Origin of the sequence: Pedococcus sp. NPDC057267, assembly GCF_042668795.1 — a bacterium.
Lineage (GTDB): Bacteria > Actinomycetota > Actinomycetes > Actinomycetales > Dermatophilaceae > Pedococcus.
In genome coordinates this window covers 1-2,104 of sequence record NZ_JBHUYG010000182.1, presented here as the reverse complement: position 1 = coordinate 2,104, position 2,104 = coordinate 1, and the positions used below count along the sequence as shown (strand labels likewise).

General features: G+C 70.2%; 1 protein-coding gene. It reads left to right on the top strand.

Translation table 11 applies throughout. The features are described from left to right. Positions 1 to 2,078: translation initiation factor IF-2 (gene infB, locus ACFUC1_RS20515; protein WP_379123152.1), on the top strand; the 2,078-nt coding region annotated here is incomplete at its 5' end. Between the last annotated feature and the right edge of the window lie 26 nt (positions 2,079 to 2,104).

The following is a 2,104-nucleotide window of genomic DNA, read 5'->3' as shown; positions in this document are numbered from 1 at the left end:
GTCCCGGTGAGCGCCCGGCCCGTCCGGGTGGGCGTGGCCCGGGTGGTCCCGGCGCCGGTGCCGGTCGCGGCCCCGGCGGTCCCGGTGCCGGTGGCGGCTTCGCCGGTCGCGGTGGATTCCGTGGCGGTGCGGGCCGTGGTTCGACCGCCGGTGCGTTCGGTCGCGGCGGTGGCCGTCCGGTCCGCGGGCGCAAGTCCAAGCGCGCGAAGCGCCAGGAGTTCGAGCAGATGCAGGCGCCGTCGCTCGGCGGCGTCACCGTGCCCCGTGGCGACGGCTCGACCGTCGTGCGGGTGCGCCGCGGCTCGTCGCTGACCGACTTCGCCGACAAGATCAACGCCAACCCGGCGTCGCTGGTCACCGTGCTGTTCCACCTCGGTGAGATGGCCACGGCGACCCAGAGCCTCGACGAGGACACCTTCAAGGTGCTCGGCGCCGAGCTCGGCTACGACATCCAGGTCGTCTCCCCCGAGGAGGAGGAGAAGGAGCTCTTCGACTCCTTCAACATCGACCTGGAGACGGGGATCGAGGGCGAGGACGACGCCGACCTGCAGCCGCGTCCGCCGGTCGTCACCGTCGTCGGCCACGTCGACCACGGAAAGACCCGCCTGCTCGACGCGATCCGCAACGAGGACGTCGTGGCCGGCGAGGCCGGTGGCATCACCCAGCACATCGGTGCCTACCAGGTCCACCGTGAGCACGAGGGCCAGGACCGCGCGATCACCTTCATCGACACCCCGGGTCACGAGGCGTTCACCGCCATGCGTGCCCGTGGTGCGAAGGTCACCGACATCGCGATCCTCGTCGTCGCCGCCGACGACGGCGTGATGCCGCAGACCATCGAGGCGCTCAACCACATGCAGGCGGCCGACGTGCCGATCGTGGTGGCCGTCAACAAGATCGACGTCGAGGGTGCGAACCCGGCCAAGGTGCGCCAGCAGCTGACCGAGTACAACCTGGTCGCCGAGGAGTACGGCGGCGACACGATGTTCGTCGACGTGTCGGCCCGGCAGGGGCAGAACATCGACAGCCTCCTCGAGGCCGTCCTGCTCACCGCCGACGCGGCCCTGGACCTGCGGGCCAACCCCGACAAGGACGCCCGCGGTGTCGCGATCGAGGCCAACCTCGACCGTGGCCGTGGTGCGACCGCGACGGTGCTGGTCCAGTCCGGCACGCTGCACGTCGGTGACGCCATCGTCACCGGCTCGGCCTACGGCCGCGTGCGCGCCATGCTCGACGAGCACGGCGACAACGTGGAGGAGGCGACCCCGTCGCGTCCCGTGCAGGTGCTCGGCCTCTCCTCGGTGCCGCGCGCCGGTGACACCTTCGTGGTGGCCCCGGACGACCGCACCGCGCGCCAGATCGCCGAGAAGCGCGAGGCTGCCGACCGCCAGGCGTCCCTGGCCAAGGCCCGCAAGCGCATCTCGCTCGAGGACCTCAACGAGGCCCTGGCCGCCGGCAAGGTCGAGACCCTCAACCTCCTCCTCAAGGGTGACGTGTCGGGCTCGGTCGAGGCGCTCGAGGACGCGCTGCTGCAGATCGACGTGGGCGACGAGGTCGACCTGCGGATCATCGACCGCGGCGTCGGTGCGATCACGATGAACAACATCAACCTCGCGATGGCGTCCGACGCGATCATCATCGGCTACAACGTGCGGGCCGAGGGCCAGAACGCCGACTACGCCGAGCGCGAGGGCGTCGAGATCCGCTACTACTCGGTGATCTACAACGCCATCGAGGAGATCGAGCAGGCGCTCAAGGGCATGCTCAAGCCGGAGTTCGAGGAGGTGGAGCTCGGCACCGCCGAGATCCGCGAGATCTTCCGGTCGAGCAAGTTCGGCAACATCGCCGGTTCCATCGTGCGCAGCGGCGAGATCAAGCGCGGCGCCAAGGCGCGCATCACCCGCGACGGTGTCGTCGTCGCCGAGAACGTCGAGGTGGCCGGCCTGCGCCGGTTCAAGGACGACGTCACCGAGGTCCGCGAGGGCTTCGAGTGCGGCATCAACCTGGGGTCGTTCAACGACCTCCAGCTGGGCGACCTCATCGCGACGTACGAGATGCGGGAGAAGCCGCGCGCCTGAGCGCGGTCCCGCACCAGGTGACGGTA